Origin of the sequence: Paenisporosarcina antarctica (assembly GCF_004367585.1) — a bacterium.
GTDB classification, from domain to species: Bacteria; Bacillota; Bacilli; order Bacillales_A; family Planococcaceae; genus Paenisporosarcina; species Paenisporosarcina antarctica.
This window is the reverse complement of record NZ_CP038015.1, coordinates 1,477,444-1,500,237: the sequence shown is the minus strand read 5'-3', so window position 1 is coordinate 1,500,237 and position 22,794 is coordinate 1,477,444. Positions and strand designations below refer to the sequence as shown.

Sequence of the window (22,794 nt, the reverse complement as noted above, 5' to 3'; positions counted from 1 at the left end):
TGTATAGTACAACTTTATAATAATATATTGCAGTTCAATTGAATAGTCAACAGCATTTTTTAAATTCCTCGAAGGAACTTAAAGTTAAACCTTTAATATTAAGCAAAAATTTAATCTAAAAAAGTCGATTCTCTTTACGTTGGGAAATCGACTTTTGAGTAATCTTATTCAATTTATATTGCCCGATTGTTGAATACAAGTTAAACATCGATCTTTAACTAAACTACTTCGTTAGTTTAAGTGAAATCTTCACATACTATAATTTTTTTACATAAATATGCAAATATTCCCTTAAGTTATTTAGGTATGGAATGTTAAATATAAATGGGGGATGTAACAAAACTCGTTGTTTTCTGAACAAACCTTATTAAAGGAACTCATAAACAAGTTAGTAGTTAATTGCTATATTGTTATGCAAAGTAGTTGATTTAAAATCATTAGCTCGCTATAGTGTATTACAACATACTTGTTATTTGGATCATGTGTTGAAAGGCAGTGAGGTTATTGGCTACGTCCACCCAAATGTTGAAAGGAATCTTGGAAGGTTGTTTGTTGGCGATTATTAAACGCGGAGAGACGTATGGATATGAAATGATCGAGAAATTAGAAGAGTTCGGATTTAATATGGTCAGTGAAGGGAGTATTTATCCTGTTTTAATGAGGATGCAGAAAGATAATCTGGTCACAACAGTAATGAAAGCATCACCAAATGGCCCGAACCGAAAATACTATTCAATCACCGAATTAGGGCAAGTTGAACTAGCTGATTACCAAGCAAGGTGGAAAGAACTTTCACACGCTGTGCATGCTTTATTTGATCATGACTTGAATAAAGGAGTGGAATAAATGTTAACAACAAAAAGTGAGAATTTCATCGATAATCTTCGATTGTACTTAATTACTTCAGGGAAAAATGAAAATGAAGTGAAAGATGTAACAGATGAGTTGCGTGATCATTTAATTGAATCTGAGAAGAGTGGGAAGAGTATAGATGAAATAATCGAGGGTACTCCTGAAGCTTATATGGAATCCATTAAGATAGAGATGAAAACAGATTATATTAGTCTTGTGAAAAACATTCCGATATTTATTTTAGGAATTATTGCTTATTTTATTATGGGACCATCAATTAGAGGCGAATTTGAATTGAACATTATTCAATTAATAGGTTTTCCAATTATTTCAGTAATTGGACTACTCATTTATGTTGTTTTATTCCAACAAGCTGGAAAAAAGCAATATTCATTAAAGAAACTCTTCTTTATTGGTACGATTGCCTATTCAAGTGTTACTATATTATTCATTTTTCTTTTATTGGGAAGTACCTTTTTAGTAGAACCTTTCTACAAAGCTAGCCCTATAGTAAACTTGGCCATTATAACAATGTGCGGGGCAGTTTTTATCTTGTTATCCTTTTGGGGTAAGACATTGTCAGCCATTTGGATTCCAGCGTTATTGTTCATTCCTGATTATTTTTACAAGTTTTCAAATTATAAGGACGAGACAATCTTGATTATCGGCGCTGCATCGTTTGTGCTCATCTTCATTTTCATGATGTTGAACTTATTAATAATTGATCGAGTAAGAAAGGCAAAAGTGATGAGATAAAGGCAAATAATAACTAATATTAATTGTTGTCTACCTGAGAAAGACAGTCTCTAGATAATTATAAGAACCCGGCGAATACTTCCTAATCCGGATGTTATGTCAACCAAGGAGGTCCCCCAGTCTAATCATTGTTTTAATAGGATTTTATCACTTTGATGATTTTACAGGGGTGATAAAAGATATCTTAAAATTTATTTTCACAAGTATTTGTTACCTTTTAGCAGGGGCGTTAATTGTCGGTATTCCGTTATATTTAATTGCGTTAGTGCTTGAAAAACTTAATTAAATGTGAATTATTGTACTTAAATTAACGAGTTAATAAAGGAGGTATATTATCGTTACGTCACGTACGTCCTACCCTGGTTACTGATATATTAAATCCTATTAAAAAAAGGTCAACCAGTAAAAACTGGTTAACCTTATAATAGGAAGCACCCGTTAGCACAACAAGCGTTAGCCGTAGTATCGCTATCGTATCCCTTTGTTTAAGTACATTTGAAACCAACAGTTATCAAAAGTGATTATGAAACGACCAAACAATAAGTATGATACTCACTATTCCCCAAGCTCCTGTACTCACTATCCACCAAACTATGGATTTAGTTTTTATTGAACTTTCCTCGCTTTCCATATTTTCATTTATAAAAACGAGCTTACTTTCCATACTTTTTTTCAAAGAAATGAGAACAACAAATCCAATTATTAAGAAGCCAATAGTTAACCAAATTAATGAGTCCACCTTTTGTACCTCCTCATTTTGTCAATTGCTTTCCTTACAATCTTCTACAAAATTGATTTGATTGTGGAACTTAGGTTACAACACTCTTCAACTAATGAACTCGTTAGTTCGACAAGCAAAAAGCTTTACCTCTTCTTGATACGAATAGGTAAGGGTTTGAAGTTATCGCTCCCTTTTCCCCTGGTTCACACCGTACGTGCGACTTTCACCGCATACGGCGTTCCAACTAATCGGAATCATTCAATGTTTTTATGTATATGCAAGATATAATTTAGAATCAGATTGCTTCGTTCAGACATTGCTTTCGCAATTCATTAACCTTTTGTAATTGCTTTTTATTCAAACATAAAGCATTTAATAATGCTTTAATTTTCTCATGGCTTTTTAGATGAATAAGTCGGTGAACGGATTCATGCAATATCATTAGATTTCCGTAAGAATCATCTTTTGTCAGATGGTACGGCTTTTTATGATGACAATGCCATTCGTTCATTCCTAATTCAATTCCAGTAACGGCACATTTTCCATATTGAGCAATAAATCTACTGATACGATTGTCGTTGTATTCAATCGTTCGTGTTGGAATAAATTGCTTCATGACATAAGCAAGCGTTTGTTTATTTATCGCACGCAAGTTTTGATGGATTTTATCTCTACCTACGGTAGTATAGTTACATATATTTTGTGAGAAGTTTAAATTCACCTTACATCGTTGGGCATGGATTGGCACAAGTACCATTCCTTGAATAAGGAAAAGCTTACATTCGTATCCCTTGTACCTTTTCTGCAAGGAGCTAGTTAAGTCCTGAAACGTTGCTCTTTTCCTAAAATGTTTAAGCTTGATTATATAATGCCTTACTAAGATGGAAGTTCAGCTGATTTAAATTTTTCGTAATTCGTGTGGCAGCGGAGTAGTAATTTTGAATTCCCATTACTATCGTATTGAAATGCCAGACGGTTTCTGCGGAAGGATGCTTTTGAATTTTCTTAATGGCGTCCTTCAATTTAAGTTGAACGTTTTCCTTAGCTTTTTCCGTCATATTTGAACGCATGACATAACGAGTTTTCTCTTTTTTAACTTTTCGGTAAGCTTTAAATGAGAAACCCAAAAACTCTGATGAGTTTTTCTTCAAATTTACTACTTTCGACTTCTCTCCGCTAACCTCAAGATGTAGCCTTGTTTTTAGGAAGTCCGTTACTGCGTGGTACATTTTAATCGCCTGTGAACGAGTACGACAGAGAATTTTAAAGTCATCTGCATAACGTACGAAATAACATTCCTTTAACTTCGACTTTTTGAGAGCAAGATTTCTACTGCCAATGTGTTTATAAGTTTTGCGTGGTTCAAAGGTTCCCCATTGGTGACTGACCCACCAATCTAATTCGTTCAAAACGATATTAGAAAGTAAAGGAGAGAGTATCCCTCCTTGCGGAGTACCTTTCGTTGGTAACCCTTCACCGACTATTTCGGCTTTTACAAGGCGTGAAATAATCGAAAGTAGTGATTTATCACGAATCCCTAATGACCATATTTGTTTCAGCAGTTTTGTATGGTCTACATTGTCGAAAAAGCCTTTAATATCAACATCTACACAGTGATATAAACCTGTCATATTTACCATACTTTCAAACCTAGCTTTTGCATGATGTGTATTACGATTTGGTCTAAAACCATAACTATGTTTGTGAAACTTCGCCTCACAAATTGGCTCTAAAACTTGTAACATGCATTGTTGGAAAAGCCTATCCCAGATTGTCGGGATTCCTAACGGGCGTGTTTTTCCATTTGCCTTCGGTATGAATTCACGTCTGACTGGTTGCGGTGTGTAGTGTTCGAACATCATTTGTACTTTGCGAATAACTTTAAGCACTGAAAGTTCTTTGATATCTTGAATCGTCAATTCATCATAGCCAGCAGTTTTACTACCAGTATTACGCTTAATATTGCGATAAGCTATTTGAATATTGTCCTCAGCTTGCATCAGATCGAGTAATCCATAAAAATTTTGACCATTAGCACTAGCACTACGAGCATATAGTTCATCAAAGCGACTTTGCATGTCGTAATATTCGTTGTGCCTCAGTTTCTTTCGTTTTAACAAGTTGGTGGCTCCTTTTGGAGCTGAACCTCTATTAGTCTTACAAGAACCTTATTAATCGTTGAAGAACTGCCTTGCATGGATGAATAATTCTTCATATTAGTCTAGTGGCTATCCCTCCACGTTCATTACACGTTTCATTGGTACTGTGCCACCACTTTCACTGATATAAAGAGAAGTTATACAATCGCTAATCTCACGATTGTTTTCTTTCCCAACGCTTCACCGAGAATAAGCTCTCCACGTTATCAGCTTACAATGTTGAGAAATGTCTATTATGGAACAGACTTAGGTGCTTCCTGTGAGCCTGTTAGCATTACATGTGCCTATAACACAAGATGGATTTTCATATTACTTAGTCTTACTCATCCACAGCTAACACTACATGTGGTAGTTTATACATTTCTATATAACGTGCTTGTAGACCCGTACATTCAGAAGTTCGTCAGCAATACCATTTCTTATTGGAATTAAGATTGCATACTCACCGTATCTGTTCAACTCAAGCACCATGATTTACACCACCCCCTCGGGTAGGCTTTCGTCAGCCGGACTGTTACGGTAAATTCTCACGCCTATTAGCCGAGCTTATAACACACGTTTTCTTATTAAACCGCGTGCTATTCGACGCAGAGAGAAATCTGAAACTGCCTAGCCTTTACTAGAGAGATGTGACCATCCACCAATTCAGCTAGAAACATTTCGCACAAGTAACGCACCCGTTAGTTGAATAAGAAAAGGGACTCTTATTAAAAGACCCGAAAGCCACCGTTAGCTTAATTACACCCTCTTGAAACCTAAAGTATATTTCAATCGTACGAACAGGAAACTAATATCCTACTTTTTGTTCTGTCGATATACAATAAAAGTAAGTCCATTTAATATAAATGTAAAAATGAGAAGAACTGCTGTGGCTATCACTACTGCACGTGTCGTGTCCATTAGTGCCGACCAATCCTCAATTTTTACTAAATGATAATTATAGAAAATCTGAAAACTAAGTGAAATAGCACAGGCACTGATGCTGATAACGGAAAGGACGCCCCAATTCTTATGTTCATGTTTTTTATTTCGCATGAGATTAATGACTGGAAGTATCCAAGCGATTAGTCCAAGTAAGAGACTGCCAATATTAAGCCAACCCATCATATCTAATCTCTCTTTCTATTTTTTATTGTTGTCTAACAATACTTAACGGTAAATTGGGGGAAAGGTTTCAAATATAAACACTAACCGTATTTAATTAACCTGTATTATTCAACAATATGGCCCGATTGCTAAACAACAGTTAAATAACAATCTTCAACCAAACTGCTCCGTTAGTACAATAAGTTTAACAAAAAATGCGTTAATCCTTCTTGGATCAACGCCCCCGTTAGTAGAAGAGCATTCATACTAAACTGTTCTTAAAGTTTAAATAATCTATTTTTCATCCACTTCTTAATGTATTGGTTCAAAACCTTTGGCAATTAACTCTTCAGATGACTCACCAGATTGAGACCAAAAATCACTTTGCCCAATTTTTTCATCTTTGATATAGTAGGCATAAACAACTTCATATTCATTTTCAAAAATAACATGAAGTTCCACCGTGGCCTTTAGTTCATCATCGTCTGTATCTATTATCTCCCATTTTTCATTAGGATAAATGGTTGTCAGGTACGTATTAAGCTTACCTATTGCTTCATTCGTTTGCGATTCAACTAATATAGGTAGCAATGCAAAATAACCAATAACAATAATAAGTATAGTTCCCGATACACCCCAAATCAGTTTCCGAATGAAAGGTTTCAAGAAATAAGAAATTCCGCTTACTATGGCAAGTATTACGAATACATAACCAATAATTATGATTGATGTAGGATACATTGCTTTATCCCCCTTTTGTTGAACTAAACTGTATATAACGTCTCGTTAGTTTAATAAGAAAGATGCTTTACTCTTTATTGAAGTAAAGCATCCGTTAGTTACATAAGAAATCAGACTATGATAATTTATAGTAATTTTCAGCTGTATAAATAGACCACGACCAAAACTTTGCCCCTGAGCTAATGATAAATCTATCCAACCATAATTCAAAGTTCATTTCTAATGGAATTGCCTCTTCAAACTGGTCTATATGACCTTTCCAAAATAAATAATTTTTTTTCAACTCACTATAATGTTTTGAATTTATTACAATATTATCTTGATAAATGTAGGCTATATCAAAACATCCTTCAAATTCATCGTAATGTTCATTTAAATCAATTATTTGGTCAAGACTATAAAGTTCAATTTCTCCACCAGATTCAATATCATCAAATAATCGACATCCATTAGAAATTTTTAGAAACTCTTTATAATCATTTGGTAAGATTAAACCTGTTTGTCTTTCAAAATTCTTTATTTCCTCATCAGTTGCTGGTGGATTAAATGTACATTCCACCTTGGCTAAATAACCTCCCTCTCCTTGAATCTGAATTATATTTTCATTTTCCTTTAATCGTTTTTTTAACGTATTTAAAGTTTGTTTAACAATACTTCCTTCTTCAACCATTTATATCAACTCGCCTTTTATTATTTTTTTAGCTTTTTCATTCTCAAATTACAAAGATTTTTTTCTTTATAATTTCATTACTTCTGCAACTAACCTGCTGCGTTAGTTTAAGTGGAAGCCTTCACATACTTTAATTTTATTTTAACATAAATAACCAAATTTCCTCTTAAATTATGGAGGTATGGAAAGTTAAATATAAATGGGCGATGTAACAAAACTCGTCCTTTTCTGAACACGACAAAAATGCTTAAAAAAACATCTGTCACTTTGGAAGGTATTTTGCACCTGTTTTAAGTTTTATTTTGCACTTAGATTATTAAATAAACGCCGCGGATAAATATACACAAAAAAAGTAGGACGATTTCCAATGGAAATCGTCCTATAAAAAGGGGAAATGGGAATGTTGCTGTGTTCAATTTTCTAAAGCTTTAAACATCTTTTTTGAAATAATTCTTAGAAAGTGAATTCAGATGTTGAATAAACCACTCCCCATCAAGAGAGTTCATTGAACCTTGACTATAACGAACAACATCATAGACCGTGTAAAAACGGTCTGAAACTTCCCAGTTTTGTCTTTTAAACCATTCTCGAATTGTTTCTTCTTTTTGACGTGTATAACCAATTCCACTTGCTTTTTTCTCGAATTCTCGATAGGCATCTCGAACAACATTTGTTTCCATGGAATATGCCCATTCTATCTCACGAACACTAATACCTTGTGTATGTTGAATAGGCTCTCGATTAAAAGAAACACCTTCATCTATCACTTCAAACTCTTCTCTCTTATTCTTAGAAAATCTCCATATAAAGAATACGAGGAGAGCAGTACTTATTACAATGACGATAATTATCCAAGGTAAATCATTTACAACATTTACTGATTCGCTTATTGGTTTTACATTCTCTTGTATTACTGATTCACCTTGAACCACGGGCTCTTCTTCTTTTGGAATGGTTAGATTCACATAATAAAAACCTCTTAACCAATCCATCAGCATACCAATCGGATATAAAATGACCATAAATATACCACCGAATAGGTCAACGAACTGCATTCTAATCCAATGAGCGAAGGTTGAAATCAGAAAGTAGACTAAACTCGCTGCACCTACAATAACTAAATACACACGAATCACCTTTGATAGAGCGAGTTGATTAATATCCCTAGTTAACATCCACTGAACAATTAATCGATTCAAAATATATAAAAGAACTCCTGAAATAGCAAGAAAATAAGTGTTGGACAATGCCTCTTCGTTTTTTGATATAGTCGCTAAAAAAAAGCTTAGTGAAAACAGAATGACGAGCAAGGTGAAAAAGAACCCATCATAGGTGGAGTCTTCTTGTATTTTGGAGAATCTTTCTTGAATTCGCCAAATGGAAAATACAACAATTAAAATGAAAAGCCAAAATGGACCACTAAGAACAAATACACCGAGTCCAAAGAAAATAGATACAACAACAGAACCTGCTATTTGATACCCAATTTTTTTAAACAATAATGTAATCCCAATAAGAATACAAATTAGAATACCTAACCAAACGTATGGAGTAGGAAAAGTTGTTTGATTTCGAAAAAACACCAAGAAAAATGCAGCCAACCATGTATCCTGCAAGAAATTACCGATCGATTGGATTTCAATTAATAATTTTGAAGGGCCCTTTTTTTCCACTTTTGTCCACCCCCTACTTCAGTCAACCCATATAAATCGACATGTGCTTGTAATCTCCATTTTGTTACAAATGGAGCCACTTCCTCATAGTCATGTGTAAATATAATAACGACCATAGGTAAGTTTTCATGCATATCCATGTGAATCATCATTTGTTTAAATGGCATGGTTAAATCATTTTTTGAAAGGATTGATAAGATGTCCATCATTTTTTGTCGATGTACTTGTCCATCACCCGTAGGAAGGAATAAATAGGGAGAACGTCCAAGTGATCGAACATTAACTGCCAACGAGTAAGGAATTCCCTCACGGTAAAAATAATCAGCATACGAAGCGATGGTTTCAATTTTTTCTTCAAGATCCGCTATGATTGAATAATGATGTGCAACATTTAAGATGAGCATAACCGACTCGTTGGCGACTTGAGTAAATACTTTTGTTTGGAATTTTTGCATCCTTGCGCTAGCTTTCCAATGTATGTGATGAAATTGATCAGATTGCAAATAATCTCTAGTACCTACCGGAGAAAAAACATCTTGAAAAATGGAATGCTTATATTCATATGCACCTGGCTTTAATGCAGAAGGATATCTAAAATCCATTAATTTATGAATAGATGGGTACACCATTTGTTCCTTAAGTATCAAGGGTTTATAAAAAAGTACAACTGCTCCCTCACCATATAAATGTGGGATAGTTAGCTCCAATTGTTTGAGACTAGATAACCCTCTTTTTTTACCTTCAATGGGAACTTGAACAGTTATTTTTTCATTTGTTCCAATTGTGAAAGGTATAATTACTTCAATTAAATCAGAATGGTTAACATTTTTGTGATACCTAGGAAAGACAACATCTTGAAACTTCAGATATAGTTGACCATTCCAAATAGGAAATCCTTTATTTTCAAAGGTTAACTCCCAGACAGAATGTCCTCCTTGTAACATGCGTCCCCTGGTTTTATCGTTATTAAATGTTAAGGTTTGTCCAACTTTTTTAAAGTAAATGGTTTGTAAAATAGCAATTGTACCTAAAAATCCAAACACCCCTGCGGCTATGTATTGTGTAAGTATTAAAGACATCATAAGAAAAAGTCCGATAAAACGTAAGACCCATATGGTCTGCATCGTTCCGTTGTATTGCCTATTCCATATCATCACACCATAGCCTCTACTGGAGCTTGAACTGAATCAATAATTCCGCGTAGTATATCAGATGTTTCATGAATCAGCATTCCCTCCGCAGTCAACATGAGGCGATGTGTGGCAAGTGGGGGAAACATCTTTTTAACATCATCGGGTGTCACATACGCTCGATTATTTATAAAAGCTAATCCTTGAGAAGCATGCAATAATGCCAGTGCTGCGCGCGAACTTAGTCCAAGTTCCACATGAGGATGTTGTCTCGTTGCCTGTATTAATTGAAGTATGTAGGTTTCAATATCTTCATGAACCATCACTTCTTTTACGGCTTTTCTCCATTCCAACACATCTGAAACTTTCATAACAGTAGACGTACGAATTTCGCCTGGTGCTTTACTAAAATCACGTAAAATTCTCTTCTCTTCTTCAAAGGATGGATATTTTATTTCAATACGGAATAAAAAACGATCTAACTGAGCTGCTGGCAAAGAAAAAGTCCCTTGTTGTGACTCTACTGGATTTTGTGTAGCAATGACCATAAATGGTTCAGGAAGTTTAAGTGTTTCTCCATCAATTGTTACTTGTTTTTCTTCCATAGACTCTAATAAGCTCGATTGAGTTCTTGGTGTTGCACGATTAATTTCATCAGCCAACAATATATTTGTCATAACAGGACCTGGTCTTAAAATGAACTCTTGTGACTTTTGATCAAAATAACTAATTCCTGTAACATCAGATGGCAAAACATCTGGCGTAAATTGTATTCGTTTAAATTTTCCGTCGAACGTATGCGCAAATGATTTGGCCATCATTGTTTTCCCAGACCCAGGAACACTTTCAAGTAATACATGGCCACCTTGTATTAATGCGATAATCATTAAATCAATTTCTTTTTCTCTACCTATTATTGCTTGGTTTAAAGTTTCTTGAACTTGTCTAAGCTTGAACATGGAAATCACACCTTTTTCTGACAATTCTAACTATATCAATGTAAATTGTCAACTCAAGTCGAACACTGCAGATAGATCATGAATGTCTCAAACAGGGGTTGTAGTTAATCACTTTTCTTGCTATTTGATTGAAATTCAAGAGAAATTCGATGATTTCCTGCTGCTTCAGCTTAAATCCGTGCCTTTCAGATAGGAAATACTTCAAATGAAAAAAAATTGAATTATCATTTGTATGGACAAAATTTCTCCTTTTTGTAATCATCTTTCTTCTTCCTTCTATATAAAAAGCATTTAATTTATTGTAGAGATTTAAAAAATTAATAAGTAGGGCTTAAGACATTACAAAAAATTCTCTCTCCGAAATAAAATAGTAACCTTCAGTGAATCTGAATGTTGCCATTTTGCGTATATACTCTATCTCAAAAACGATGGTTTATGAGATTTTTTATTCTTCTTCATTTTAATGAAAATCATAGGCTTTATGTGTATCAAAATATTGCTCAAAATCTATACCTCATTAACTACCGTTTATGATATATCTTATGTAAAGCTGGCTAGTATAAAATGAGTTCATAAACCACAACACCATCCGCCAATTCTCCATATCCGAAGAATTGACGGATGACATTCTGACACAGAACTGCTATACGCATTCGAATAACAAACCGGTTATGTTGATAGATCCGGATTGGGAAAGAAGACCGGTAAAAAAATCTTTACTGGAAAAGTCCACATCCTTTAACTAAGCGAAGCTTTTCTCGATTTTTATCGAGAAAAGCTTCGCTATTTTTATTGTATAATTAAGTTCACTAATTCTAGGTGGTGTCCCGATAATTTCTGAAGAATCCTATTACTTTTTACCATTCTCTCCATTCTTCAGTTATATCCTCTTCAGCTTCTAAGCCCACTAATTGTGCAGCTTCAATAATAAAATCACAGAGTTCTTCTCTCTCCAATGTATCGATATAGTAATCATATTTTTCATTCAATTCATTTAATTTCAATACCACTTCTTTAACACAATCCATTATTTCAGCTGAAGACGGATTGTCTTTAAGTTCTATTAAACGTTTTGTATATGAATTTAAAACTATATTAGTTGCGTTGATATTTTCTTCTGTAAAAATATCATCGTCATCTTCATCCATTCTTTGTTTCCATTCTACTGTTGGTTTGTTTTTTGTTAGATCTTCAAGAGTCATAATAATATCCTCCAATAATTCTTGTTTTTCTTATTTATTGTTTCCTTGACTTACCAAGTTATCTTATCAATTAACCATTACTCCCTATCCATCCGAGTAACCATCGTAAGGTTTACTTAATTCATCTAGTTGCTTTTGTATAGATAATATCTTCGTGTAACTTTCCGTTTCTATGGAGTGAGAATTGTGACGACGAACATAACCCAAAGGTTTACTGTTACTAATAACAGTATCACTAGAAAATCATATGTCTGAAAGAAAAGAATAACCATAAAAGTATAACAAAAAACAACTGCGAAACTATACCACACTTTCCCTTGCTTGCTTACGAAAGATCGTATTATGATAAAAATAAGTGATAATACAATTGATATTTAGAACATAAGCAGAATACCCTTAAGTTGCAGGTTTTCCAAATTACAATCTCCTCTTCATCATTATACATTAACTGTAAAAAAACAGTCTATGAATTAGATTCACTACTAGCTTGTTATTTCCCTTTATTCAATTCATCTTTTATTAATCTAATTAAAAAGTTCTTTTCTGAACAACAGTAAAACTTTAAGCAAGCATGTGATTACTTCAATCATAAAGAACTGTAACAAAACTCGTCCTTATCTGAACACGACAAAAATGCATAAAAAAACATCATTTTAGTTTCATATAGTTCAACAAAACTCTGCCCATTAATCTATGTTCATTAACCAAATAATTATAGTCTTATGTTACAATGAATATAGGATTAAAATGGAAATGAGGAATTACTGGTGTTAATTGGATATGCACGTGTGTCAACTGGGTTACAAAACTTAGATTTGCAAACAGATGCCCTAACTAAATATGGATGTGTGAAAATTTTTCACGATAAGATGAGTGGGTCAAAAAAACAACGCCCTGGATTAGCAGAAGCGCTGAAATATGCTCGTCAAGGAGATACCATAGTTGTATGGCGACTAGATCGTCTTGGCCGAAACATGCAAGACTTGATTGACATAGTCAACAATCTGAATAACCAAAGCATTGGTTTTCACAGTCTTCAAGAGAATCTCACTATGGATCGTGGCAATGCCACCGGACAGCTAATGTTCCATCTATTTGCGGCATTTGCTGAGTTTGAACGTAATCTTATTCAAGAACGTTCAGCTGCAGGAAGAGTGGCTGCTAAAGCACGGGGGCGGCTTGGCGGTCGTCCCGAGAAATATGGAGATAAAGATATTGAAATGATGAAAAATCTTATTGATGGAGGCACACCAATCAAAGATGTGGCAGAAAGATGGGGCGTTTCTCGAACAACCATTTATCGTTATTTGGAACGTAAGTGATCTTTTATATAGGGATTAAGATATTGCATCAGTGGAACGTAAGGTCATTGTTAATTTTATTTTAAAGACTAATTCTTTGATGGTGAAAGAATTAGTTAGAGAATAAAAAAATCAATATAATTTTACCTATATAATAGAAGGAACTCATTAAGACATATTAGATCCAGAACGATGGAGAATATCAATTAGAAACAATTTTAGAGGATTGTCCCTTTTGTGTTTGGAGACAATTCCTTTTATTGTGCTATACGTTTCAAGTAACCGAAATCAATAATTTAATTCATTAAGTGGTTCATAGAGTCTTATCATTTCAAAGTCAATTCTATTTCGGAAAGATTGGTGTAGGAAATGTCTGTCTGATACACTCTGCTTATTAACTTTTGTCGGTTATAAATTGAGTGTACCATGACATGTCTTTTTGGGGTGTCTCGCTTAATATACAATTCACGTTTATAAAAACGAGCCAATTATTGATTTTTCATTTTTCTCCACCTTCAGGACCAAGTTCAACAATCCAATCAGCTGATCGAATGACTTGCTCATTATGTTCAACAACAATAACCGTATTACCAGCATCGACTATTCGTTGCAGTAGCACTAAAAAATGCTCAATATCCACTGGATGTAAGCCTGTCGTTGGCTCATCAATTAAAAATAGTTGCTTTCCTTTTTTCGCTGTTAGAAGTTCTTTAGCAAGCTTCATTCGTTGCCCCTCCCCACCAGATAGCGTTGTAAGTGACTGGCCTAATGTAACATAGCCTAAACCTACGTCCAATAATAAATCAAAAATCTTCGTCAGTTTTTTATTGACTTTAAATAACGTACTAGCCTCTGTAATAGACATGTCTAAAATTTGTGAGATGGAATGGTCAAATAACGTCACCTCTAATACTTTATCTTTAAAGCGTTTGCCGTTACACACAGGACAAACAAGCTCGACATTATCAAAAAACAGCATATTACTCGAAACAAAACCTAAACCTTCACAATTTTCACAGCGCCCTCCTGCTGTATTAAAGCTAAAATGCTTATTCGTAAACCTCTTTCTTTTGCTAATGATTCTTTCGAAAATAAATTACGAATGACTGCAAAAGCGTCAGTATACGTTGCAACGTTGGAGCGACGCATTTTAGAAATCGGTGTTTGCTGCACGGTGATCACTTGATCGAAATTTGCAAATTTCATTTCCTCCATCACATCAAATATAAGCGTTGATTTACCTGAACCTGAAGCACCTGCGACTGCTGTAAAACAACCGATTGGGAACCGTGTCGTTACTCCTTTTAAGTTATATTTTGTGACGTTCTCTACCAATAACCATTCTTTAGGCACACGTACTTTTGTGTTCACAACTTCTTCTTTTAATAAGTATTGTCCTGTTACGGAAGTTTCCGTCGCTTTTATTTCATCTAACGTCCCAATACCAATGACCTCACCCCCAAATGTTCCGGCACCTGGACCGATATCAATAATAAAATCTGCTGCCTTCATAACATCTGGATCATGCTCAATGACAATGACTGTATTGCCTAATTCACGCATATTTTTAAGAAGTTCAATCATGCCTTGTGTATCTTTTGGATGTAAGCCCGATGTTGGTTCATCGAGTAAGTATATGACCCCAGTAAGTGTTGAATCGAGTGTCGCTGCAAGCTTTATTTTTTGCTGCTCACCACCAGATAACGTAATCGTTTGTCGGTTTAACGTTAAATAACCAACACCAACCTTTAATAAGCGCTCTACTTTTGTTTTCATATCGAGCAAGAAATGCTCAACATAACTTTTTTGCTTGTCATCAAGCTTTTTCGACACATCTAAAATCCAATGAAGTAAGCTTTCTAACGTGTAATTTGTTAGTTCTGGTAAACGTGTTCCTTGTACTGTCGCTTCACGACTTACTGCCATTAAACGTTCGCCGTTACATGCGCTACATATCGTTGTAAGAAACTTCTCTTTCAGTACGTCTTCTATTCCTTTGTCTGCAAGCTTGCGCCAAAGCATTGGCTCAACCCCTTCAAAGCGTCCACCAGTCACGGTTTTTGGAAAACCTTTTTCCGGATTGATTCGTGCTGCTTCAGCACCTTTATATAGTAACGCTTTATGTTGTTCAGACCACGAAACAATTGGCTTTGCTAATACATCGTCTAGTTCATAAAACTTAAAAGTATTTTTTAAAATACCGTTTACGTATTGTTGGTAGCCTTTATCTAAATAAAGGAGCGCTCCTTCTACTACCGACAGTGATTCATCCACAATAGCTGACCAATTGACTTGAATTTCCTCACCAAGCCCCGAGCATTTTTCACATGCACCTTCTGATTTGTTGTGTGAAAAATGTGCACGCGTTAGCATTTTCTGCTGGCTCTAACAATGAGGACATTCAACAAACGAAACATACTCACCTTTTACATTTACATACGATTCTTTTCCTTCGTTTTGAGCAAACGATTGTCCGCAATTAGCACATGGACGCTGGCTAATCTTTTCATAAACAACACGAAAATCGGTGTAAATATTTGTCATTGTCCCAACTGAAGACCTTGGATTTCGATTCGTATGATGCTGATTAATTTGGATTGCAGGCGATACGTTCGTAATACGTGTTACACCCGGCTTTTTAATGCCTTGGTAGCCCGTTGTCTCTAAATATTGACGCTGACATTCTTGGTAAAGCGTATCGAGTACTAATGTCGATTTGCCTGAACCTGAAACACCTGTAACACAAATAAGCTGATTTCTTGGAATTTCTATAGAAATATTTTTCAAATTGCCTTCATAGGCATTTTCAATTAAGATTGATTTTTGCATATTTACACCTCGATCATCATTTTTCAAAATAAGTTGTACTAAACATCCATTATACTGAGGGAAAATGGATTGGATTGTTACCATTAAGAAAGGAAGATATCCATGCTCACAAATGAGATTGCTAAAAAAGCTCAAGTCCATCCAAATACAGTGCGACTGTATGAACAGTGGCAATTTATCTCACCTGTGCCGAGAAGGCCAAATGGTTACAGAGTCTATTACGATATACACTTAAAGCAAATGTATATCGCAAGACTTGCTTTCAAGCAGGAATTTATCCAAAATAATTTACGCAAAATGGCTACAAAGATTGTACGTCTGAGTGGGCAGGAAAAGTTTCAAGATAGCTTACAAGCTGCTCATCATTATTTTTACTTTTTACAGTCTGAGTACACGTATGCTAAAAAGGCAGTTCACATGGCAAACACACTCTTACAGCATACGAATTCGTCAAATAAAATCTATACCCATAAGGAAGTATCCACCAACCTCCAAGTAACCGAGGACACGATCCGCAATTGGGAGCGAAATGGTTTATTTACAGTCAAACGCAATGCACAAAATCGCAGACAATACAGTGAAGAGGACATACAAAAGCTACTGATTATTCGTACGTTAAGAAGCGCGCATTTTTCCATTACGAGTATTTTGCATTTATTTGAAGAAATCAAAGAGGTTGAGCAAGTTGCGGATATCCATACGCTCTTAAACACACTCAAATTTAAACATGAATTTTATCATGTGACAGATGAACTTGAGCTCAATTTAAAAAGGGCAGTGACAGACGTTCAATCTATTATTGCTATATTAGAACAATTACAGTAAAGGGGACGGCTTTTGTGCATCGACGAGCACTGTCAATTCATGCATCGCACGCGTTGTAGCGATGTATAGAAGCCCTCGCTCAAATTCCGTTGTAAAACGCTCCTCGTCTACAAACGGCACAATGACTGTATCAAATTCTAAACCTTTGGCATATTGAATCGTTGTTAACAGTACACCCGTTGCAAACTTCTCCGTCTTGCCGTCTATAATGTGAAATGGTACTTGTAAATATTGTTTAATCACCTCTAAATCTTGCTCTGTTTTGCAAATAATCGCTGTTGTTTTCGAAGTGTTTGATAAATTTTCATGTATCATTTTTATCATCTGTTTCACTGAAGTATAAAAAATTTCTTCTGGTTCTTTCCCATGTCGAGCTATTGGATGAATGTCACCTCGTCGCATAAATTTCTTTGCATACATTGTAATTTCGTAAGAAGACCGATAAGTAGTCTTTAATTCTACGTACTCTAAGCCAGGGAAAATGGTCTCAATTGCTTCTTTTGAAATTGTTTCGTACGGCAATAGTACTTGGCTGAAATCGCCAACGATTGTACGCTTACATGCAAAGACTTTTGCTAAGACCGCATATTGAACTGGTGTGTAGTCCTGCATTTCATCTAACACGAAATGCTGCACGAGCTCGTACGTTTTCAATTCTTTAAAATATCCTTGCACATAAAGATACGGATACACGTCATTACTTTCGAAATGCTTCTTTGAAAAATGAAACAAATCTTCGCCAAGCGAGTTCATAAAGCTACGGTAAATGTCAAGGGGTGTCGTAAATAGCAGACGCTTCTTTAATCGCTTATTAATTTCATTTTTACTCGGTAACTTTCCTTCACCATTACGCTTTGATTTCAACACGTTCAAAATGTCCTCAACCATCAGTACTAGACGTGTGATGACAGGTTCTTTTCTGTAAGCTTTAAAACGGCCCTGTAAATAGTCCGACGTAAATTCCACATCTGCAATCGAGATACTTTCATTTTTCAGTAATCTATTGTCTAGCTCCTTTAAAAAAGCTTGTAGCTTTTGGACAAACCAAAAATCCCCTTTTAGCTTCGCACGCTTGGCTAAGTCACTTTTTGAATTCATTAATATGTGCTTCGTTTCTTGTTCAAACGATGTAAACGTCACCGCAGAGGACAATAAATTTCCCGTCACTTCATCAAGCGTAAAGGAGCTAATCGGTTGCTCTCCTAGCTCTGGTAAAACCGACGAAATATAATCTCCAAACACTTTATTTGGCGACAAAATAAAAATACGTTCCGCTCGTAATGTATCGCGAAACTTATATAAATAGTAAGCAATGCGGTGAAGCGCGACAGCAGTTTTTCCAGAGCCTGCTACCCCTTGAATCACGACATTGTAGGCCGATTCATTACGGACAATTTTATTTTGTTCACGTTGAATCGATGTAATGATAGTTTTCAGTTTTTCTGATGCATGTGCACTTAGCGTTTGCTGCAATACCTCATCTTGAATCGTTAAAGAGCTGTCTAGTACATATTGAATTTCCGATTTTTCAATTTTAATCTGTCGTTTTGCAGTCAACTCTCCATCAAAACGGCGATCCAGTGCTTCATAATAACCTTCACCTAATTCGAATTCATAATACATATTACAAATAGGAGCACGCCAATCGTAAATGAGGTATTTTCCGTCGTCATCTGTAAAACCAAATCGTCCAACATAAAAGCTTTCCACATCTTCTTTATTTTCGCCATCATAAACAAAGTCAAAATGACCAAAATACGGAGAATCGATTAATTTTTTTATTTTCTCTCTTTCTACTGCTTGTGCAAACCCTTGTTTATCAATCATGCTTAAGGTTTGCTGGTAATCATACACTTCAAACTTATCTAATTCTCTTTTATAGTCAATTATATATTTTTGTAAATCTTTAAAGCTTTGATCTTGATCAGTAAGCTTTGTCGATAGCCTTTTATAAGCTTTTTCAAGGCTCAATAATGTATTTTCAAAATAAGTCATTTCTTTTGTATCAATCATTGATAGCCCTCCCTCTAGAAAGTACTACTTAGTTTAACAAACTCTTTTTCGTTGGTGTCTAAGTGGAGGGTTATTTTTTTATGGACTTAATGCAAGCTTGCACCGCATAGTGTTCGTTTAGTGAATTATATGAATTTTCCCCTACCCCTTCATTGCACATTCACTGATAGGGGGTCAATGTCGACGGTGATAATTACACCCTTTCACATTATATGTTTAATGGATATTAAGACTAAAATACATTAGACCAACAAAAAATGACCATCAAATTAATGGTCATTTTACGTTACACTTTTGTTGTTAAGGAAACGACAGCGTGAAGGAATTGATCTGGCATTAGAAAATGGCATTCAGTTTGGAAGACCAACAGTTCTGGTTTCAGAGGAATTAGAACGGGTTTATATAAAATGGAAATACGGATAGTTAACGGCAGTGGAAGCAATGCAGAAAGCCGGACTTAAAAAAACCAATTTTTATAAATTAGTGAGAACACTCGAAGAAGAGACAGCAAACCTATTATAATAGAAGAAAATTTTCAAATACATCCTTTGCTTATTCGTTGCAGAGGATGTATTGTATCCCATTAACTACATGAAAAATGGACCTCACGGTAGTGAAGTCCATTTATATGCTGCTTAAAGTCGGTTTTCTCATGCTACTCTTGTCTATATTTTTTGTTTCTAAATCATCTCCCGTATCTATAGACCCCTTCGTATACATGTTTATTATATTTTCTATATTATTTAAGACCAGTCTGAATTCCTTAAAGTTAATGTCGGCATAGTTATTCAAAATATATTTAGAGTATATTTCTTTGCCATAATGTTTCGATGTGTCATATGTATCATTTTTCGAGAACGTCTTTCCATTAATTTTATGCGAAAGTGTCTTGCTTTCAAATAAATCTTCTATATCACATTCGGGCTTACCATCAATTAAAGGTACAGTTAATAAGTATAAATTATCAATAATACCTACCATGTAATCACTTTCCAGATTACTCTTTTTTACAAGAATACTCGCATGTGTCATAAATTTACCTATAGGTTTAGCTTTTCCACTTTTAAGCTCGTTATCAAACATTAAAATCACGGGATTTTTTGGCGAATTATTGCTTATCCTTTTAAAATTACTCAAATAATCCAGAGAGGTTTTTTTAGGATTAAAGAAATCATAGATATTATTTAATGCATTACCCCCATCCGGATAGATTCCAAGAAAGTATCTTAATCTCACTAGCTCTTTCATTGGCTCTTTGCAATTAGTTTAGTCTTTAGTTTAATGATTTTAATTGCCTGATCTAGTGGTGCTAAGACAAAATCTAATGTTGGTCTTTTCGAAATCCCATACCTTCCTTCATGTTTGTGAAAAAGGGCTGAAATTAACTCTTTCCATTCTTGATTTGGATCTTCATTGTTCATTTGATTGATGTGATAATGGTACGTCGCTTCTGGAATATCTACTTGTTTCAATACATCTTTTAATCGGAATCCTTCTTCTTTGAGTTCGAATGCCAACGCTGCTTGTGCTTTTCGAGATAGACGTCCGGTTTCTCCCGAAAAGCTTTCAACTTTTTTAAATAGGCGACCTCAAGACGAAGGAGCTCAATTTCACGTTCTAACAGTTCTTCACGAGATTCTGTACTTTCTTGTTTTACAGCTTTGATTTTAGGGTTTTTAGACATAGGAGGCCGTCCCTTCACTTTTTCTTTCAGGCCTTCTATCCCTTCTTTAAAAAATTTACCCTTCCAATTCACTATTAACGTTGGATTATTCATGTTAAATTGAATCGCTGTGTCTTGATAAGAAGCACCTGTTTGTTTCATAAAGTTTAATACATCCAGTTTGAATTTAACAGAATAAACCTGTTTTACACTTTTCCTACGCAAACCAGCTTCATTGAATTCTTTATAAGCACTTACCCATCGTTTTATTTGAGATTCACTAGAAATATTAAATGCTTTAGCTAAAGCTTTGTATCCCAAGGAACCTTCTAAATAGGCCCTCACAACTTTCAATTTAAATTCATCGCTATATTTTGCCATATAAAAAACACCCCAAATCAGCTTTTCCATTGGCTCTTTTTCTATTGATTATCCACGTGTAAAGATTTAAGAACACCTACTCATATCAAACAACAATTGTTGTGTTTAAATCATTGGTTCTCTAAGCCGCCTTGTAAAGGCCAGCCGGATTAAAGGGGCAAAGCTTCCTTAAAAGGCAGCTAGTTCTTCAATCAAAAAAGAAAATCCTCGTTATGACTAAGAGTTTTGCTCTTTACTTCTAAATAAATATTTTAATAATGACACCGCAAACGAAATTAATAAAATGGTAATAAAGCTTTGGAAAATACTAAGAACTATGACGAATACATACCTTCCAAAATCTTCGGCTTCTGTTACGCTAAACTGCTGTAATTGCCAATCAAAAAAAATATTATAATAACTTACTCCTAAGAAAACAGGAATTAATAACACCCAATAAAACTTAGGGAAAATGACAGTATAATCTTTAACTAACATTGAGTCCCCCATTCATCCGTGCATGATTTAGAAAGCACAAAACCATTTCCGCTTGATTTTAGATTTTTAGGTACACTTGAAGAAAATGAAATCACAGTAATTTTCCATAGCTTTTTATCGCAACTAATTTCTGATTAATGACCATACTAAAGTTCCAGGAAAATATTGTTAAGGAAAGGAATCGTCTCAAATAGTTTCCTGCCCTTCTTTAAACTTTTTGTAATCCCGGCGAGTCTGATATAACTTAGCTATAATAATAACGAACGAAGAGATTAGATTCATCCAAGTAGGGAATTTTGGAAAAGTAAATAGCAAAATAATAAGGATAATTGAAAACACTAATGTCCACATGTTTCTTTAATTTGAGGTAGGACTCTAGCAATAAGGGTGCACGTCCAGAATAGTAATAAACTTTCCAAAAATTGTCTAGCTACCGTTATTTGATCCTCTTTACTTGTTCAACGGGACTTCTTCCCTCAACTATAGTTTATCAAAGTATTTTTAGTGCTTACCTAGCTTAAGAGGAGTGTGGATTTGCTGTGCTCCATCACTACGATATTCACCTTACGCTTCAAGAAATGCTCCCTTGGTTTCAAGAATTTAATGGGAAATAGTAACAGTAAAAGCCTGAAATCGCAGGCTTTTTATCTACGGAAAAACCTTTCCATGCATATAGAGAATCCGTATATTATTTGACGAGCGATTTCTCATCAGAAATTTCATTGAATTTAGTTGATGGTTTGGCCGTCGCGTTTGCTGTTTTGAGAGCAAATTGGTTATCCTATAATTTTTTTGCAACCTGCTTGCCTCCTGTGTCAATCTGGTGCACCATTTTGTCAACCTTCACATCATCCCGTCACCTTGACAAAAACCATCTGTAAGTCCTCTAATGCATCCAATTAATCGATTATCTGCTTCGACAATAAAAGCAACATTTGAATTACTCCATGCTTCCTTTGTATCATCATTTTTCTTCAATAAATTCGTCCAGCCTTTTATTGAATTGATGTATTTAAAATCATCTTCACTATATGTACGAATTAGATCAATTTGGTTAATCCTAAACTTTCTTAACAACACCTTTTTTAATTCTATAAAAATCCATTTGTTCCCCCTCATATAAATATCTACTAACTACATCTTTAATCTATTCGGTATGAAATATGGGAAATCCTTCTTCTGATTAGATTTATTAAATACATACACACAATTGATCTTTGGTTTTCAAAAGGCTTGGGTACTTTATATTTTTAGTGCGATTCGTAAAGATAAACAAGAAAAGCCGTTGCTCGAAATGGAGACTATAATAGGTAAAGGCTGTAAATCGAAGAAATGATAATAAGATCCCCCATTGGT

At 34.8% G+C, this 22,794-nt stretch carries 21 protein-coding genes and 1 pseudogene; 4 read left to right on the top strand and 18 right to left on the bottom strand.

Going from position 1 to position 22,794, the window contains the following annotated elements; translation table 11 throughout:
• Positions 1–522: 522 nt before the first annotated feature.
• Together E2636_RS07550 and E2636_RS07545 are read left to right on the top strand one after the other, a co-directional pair.
• Entirely contained in the window at positions 523–846 is a 324-nt protein-coding gene (locus E2636_RS07550; protein WP_134211770.1) for a PadR family transcriptional regulator, read from the top strand.
• On the top strand, positions 847–1,608 hold the full coding sequence (locus E2636_RS07545) for an HAAS domain-containing protein (RefSeq protein WP_134209648.1): 762 nt from the start codon (positions 847–849) through the stop codon (positions 1,606–1,608).
• 511 nt (positions 1,609–2,119) lie between these two features.
• Here the strand turns inward: E2636_RS07545 and E2636_RS07535 are convergent.
• From E2636_RS07535 to E2636_RS07490, 9 genes and pseudogenes are all read right to left on the bottom strand, one after another.
• Positions 2,120–2,347: a hypothetical protein gene (locus E2636_RS07535; RefSeq protein WP_134209646.1), complete on the bottom strand. Its 228-nt coding sequence runs from the start codon at positions 2,345–2,347 to the stop codon at positions 2,120–2,122.
• Positions 2,348–2,624: 277 nt separating this feature from the next.
• Positions 2,625–4,407: pseudogene (gene ltrA / locus E2636_RS07525) on the bottom strand (group II intron reverse transcriptase/maturase).
• A gap of 876 nt (positions 4,408–5,283) precedes the next feature.
• A complete protein-coding gene (locus E2636_RS07520) occupies positions 5,284–5,595 on the bottom strand; it encodes a hypothetical protein (RefSeq protein ID WP_134209644.1) in 312 nt (103 codons plus the stop codon).
• Between the two features lie 291 nt (positions 5,596–5,886).
• Positions 5,887–6,315, bottom strand: a complete 429-nt coding sequence (locus E2636_RS07515) for a hypothetical protein (RefSeq protein ID WP_134209643.1) — start codon at positions 6,313–6,315, stop codon at positions 5,887–5,889.
• A gap of 115 nt (positions 6,316–6,430) precedes the next feature.
• Positions 6,431–6,985 carry an SMI1/KNR4 family protein gene (locus E2636_RS07510; RefSeq protein WP_134209642.1) on the bottom strand — a complete coding sequence of 185 codons (555 nt, stop codon included), beginning with the start codon at positions 6,983–6,985 and terminating at the stop codon, positions 6,431–6,433.
• Between the two features lie 428 nt (positions 6,986–7,413).
• Entirely contained in the window at positions 7,414–8,658 is a 1,245-nt protein-coding gene (locus tag E2636_RS07505) for a hypothetical protein (RefSeq protein WP_134209641.1), read from the bottom strand.
• The gene (locus E2636_RS07500; RefSeq protein WP_243840745.1) at positions 8,628–9,782 is read right to left on the bottom strand and encodes a DUF58 domain-containing protein; all 1,155 of its coding nucleotides are present in this window, start codon (positions 9,780–9,782) and stop codon (positions 8,628–8,630) included. Before E2636_RS07500 ends, E2636_RS07505 begins: the two co-directional genes overlap by 31 nt.
• A gap of 29 nt (positions 9,783–9,811) precedes the next feature.
• Positions 9,812–10,747 (bottom strand): AAA family ATPase, encoded by a 936-nt coding sequence (locus E2636_RS07495; RefSeq protein WP_134209640.1) that lies wholly within the window; start codon positions 10,745–10,747, stop codon positions 9,812–9,814.
• 857 nt (positions 10,748–11,604) lie between these two features.
• Positions 11,605–11,949 (bottom strand): hypothetical protein, encoded by a 345-nt coding sequence (locus E2636_RS07490; protein WP_134209639.1) that lies wholly within the window; start codon positions 11,947–11,949, stop codon positions 11,605–11,607.
• Between the two features lie 767 nt (positions 11,950–12,716).
• On the opposite strand from E2636_RS07490, the gene E2636_RS07480 reads away from it, so the two are divergent.
• Positions 12,717–13,271, top strand: coding sequence for a recombinase family protein (locus E2636_RS07480; RefSeq protein WP_134209638.1), 555 nt, complete (start codon positions 12,717–12,719; stop codon positions 13,269–13,271).
• A 478-nt stretch (positions 13,272–13,749) separates the two neighbouring features.
• Here the strand turns inward: E2636_RS07480 and E2636_RS07475 are convergent, their stop codons facing one another.
• The 3 genes from E2636_RS07475 to E2636_RS07465 are packed head-to-tail and all read right to left on the bottom strand — an operon-like array spanning position 13,750 to position 16,163.
• A complete protein-coding gene (locus tag E2636_RS07475; RefSeq protein WP_134209637.1) occupies positions 13,750–14,229 on the bottom strand; it encodes an ATP-binding cassette domain-containing protein in 480 nt (159 codons plus the stop codon).
• A gap of 17 nt (positions 14,230–14,246) precedes the next feature.
• Positions 14,247–15,623 carry an excinuclease ABC subunit UvrA gene (locus E2636_RS07470; RefSeq protein WP_134209636.1) on the bottom strand — a complete coding sequence of 459 codons (1,377 nt, stop codon included), beginning with the start codon at positions 15,621–15,623 and terminating at the stop codon, positions 14,247–14,249.
• Between the two features lie 12 nt (positions 15,624–15,635).
• Entirely contained in the window at positions 15,636–16,163 is a 528-nt protein-coding gene (locus tag E2636_RS07465; RefSeq protein ID WP_166669494.1) for an ATP-binding cassette domain-containing protein, read from the bottom strand.
• An 18-nt stretch (positions 16,164–16,181) separates the two neighbouring features.
• Here E2636_RS07465 and E2636_RS07460 point away from each other — a divergent pair, with 18 nt between their 5' ends.
• Positions 16,182–16,904 carry a MerR family transcriptional regulator gene (locus tag E2636_RS07460; RefSeq protein WP_134209634.1) on the top strand — a complete coding sequence of 241 codons (723 nt, stop codon included), beginning with the start codon at positions 16,182–16,184 and terminating at the stop codon, positions 16,902–16,904.
• On the opposite strand, the gene E2636_RS07455 is transcribed toward E2636_RS07460, so the two are convergent.
• The 6 genes from E2636_RS07455 to E2636_RS07430 all read right to left on the bottom strand — a co-directional run bounded on the left by E2636_RS07455 (position 16,896) and on the right by E2636_RS07430 (position 22,515).
• Positions 16,896–18,917: a HelD family protein gene (locus E2636_RS07455; RefSeq protein ID WP_134209633.1), complete on the bottom strand. Its 2,022-nt coding sequence runs from the start codon at positions 18,915–18,917 to the stop codon at positions 16,896–16,898. The two genes, E2636_RS07460 and E2636_RS07455, sit on opposite strands and share 9 nt — an antisense overlap.
• A 624-nt stretch (positions 18,918–19,541) precedes the next feature.
• The gene (locus E2636_RS07450; protein ID WP_134209632.1) at positions 19,542–20,165 is read right to left on the bottom strand and encodes a hypothetical protein; all 624 of its coding nucleotides are present in this window, start codon (positions 20,163–20,165) and stop codon (positions 19,542–19,544) included.
• Complete coding sequence (locus E2636_RS07445) at positions 20,162–20,434, bottom strand: hypothetical protein (RefSeq protein WP_134209631.1); 273 nt, start codon at positions 20,432–20,434, stop codon at positions 20,162–20,164. Before E2636_RS07445 ends, E2636_RS07450 begins: the two co-directional genes overlap by 4 nt.
• Positions 20,398–20,991: a transposase gene (locus tag E2636_RS07440; RefSeq protein WP_243840744.1), complete on the bottom strand. Its 594-nt coding sequence runs from the start codon at positions 20,989–20,991 to the stop codon at positions 20,398–20,400. Before E2636_RS07440 ends, E2636_RS07445 begins: the two co-directional genes overlap by 37 nt.
• Before the next feature lie 186 nt (positions 20,992–21,177).
• Positions 21,178–21,438, bottom strand: a complete 261-nt coding sequence (locus tag E2636_RS07435) for a hypothetical protein (protein ID WP_134209630.1) — start codon at positions 21,436–21,438, stop codon at positions 21,178–21,180.
• A gap of 843 nt (positions 21,439–22,281) precedes the next feature.
• Positions 22,282–22,515: a hypothetical protein gene (locus tag E2636_RS07430; protein ID WP_166669493.1), complete on the bottom strand. Its 234-nt coding sequence runs from the start codon at positions 22,513–22,515 to the stop codon at positions 22,282–22,284.
• Between the last annotated feature and the right edge of the window lie 279 nt (positions 22,516–22,794).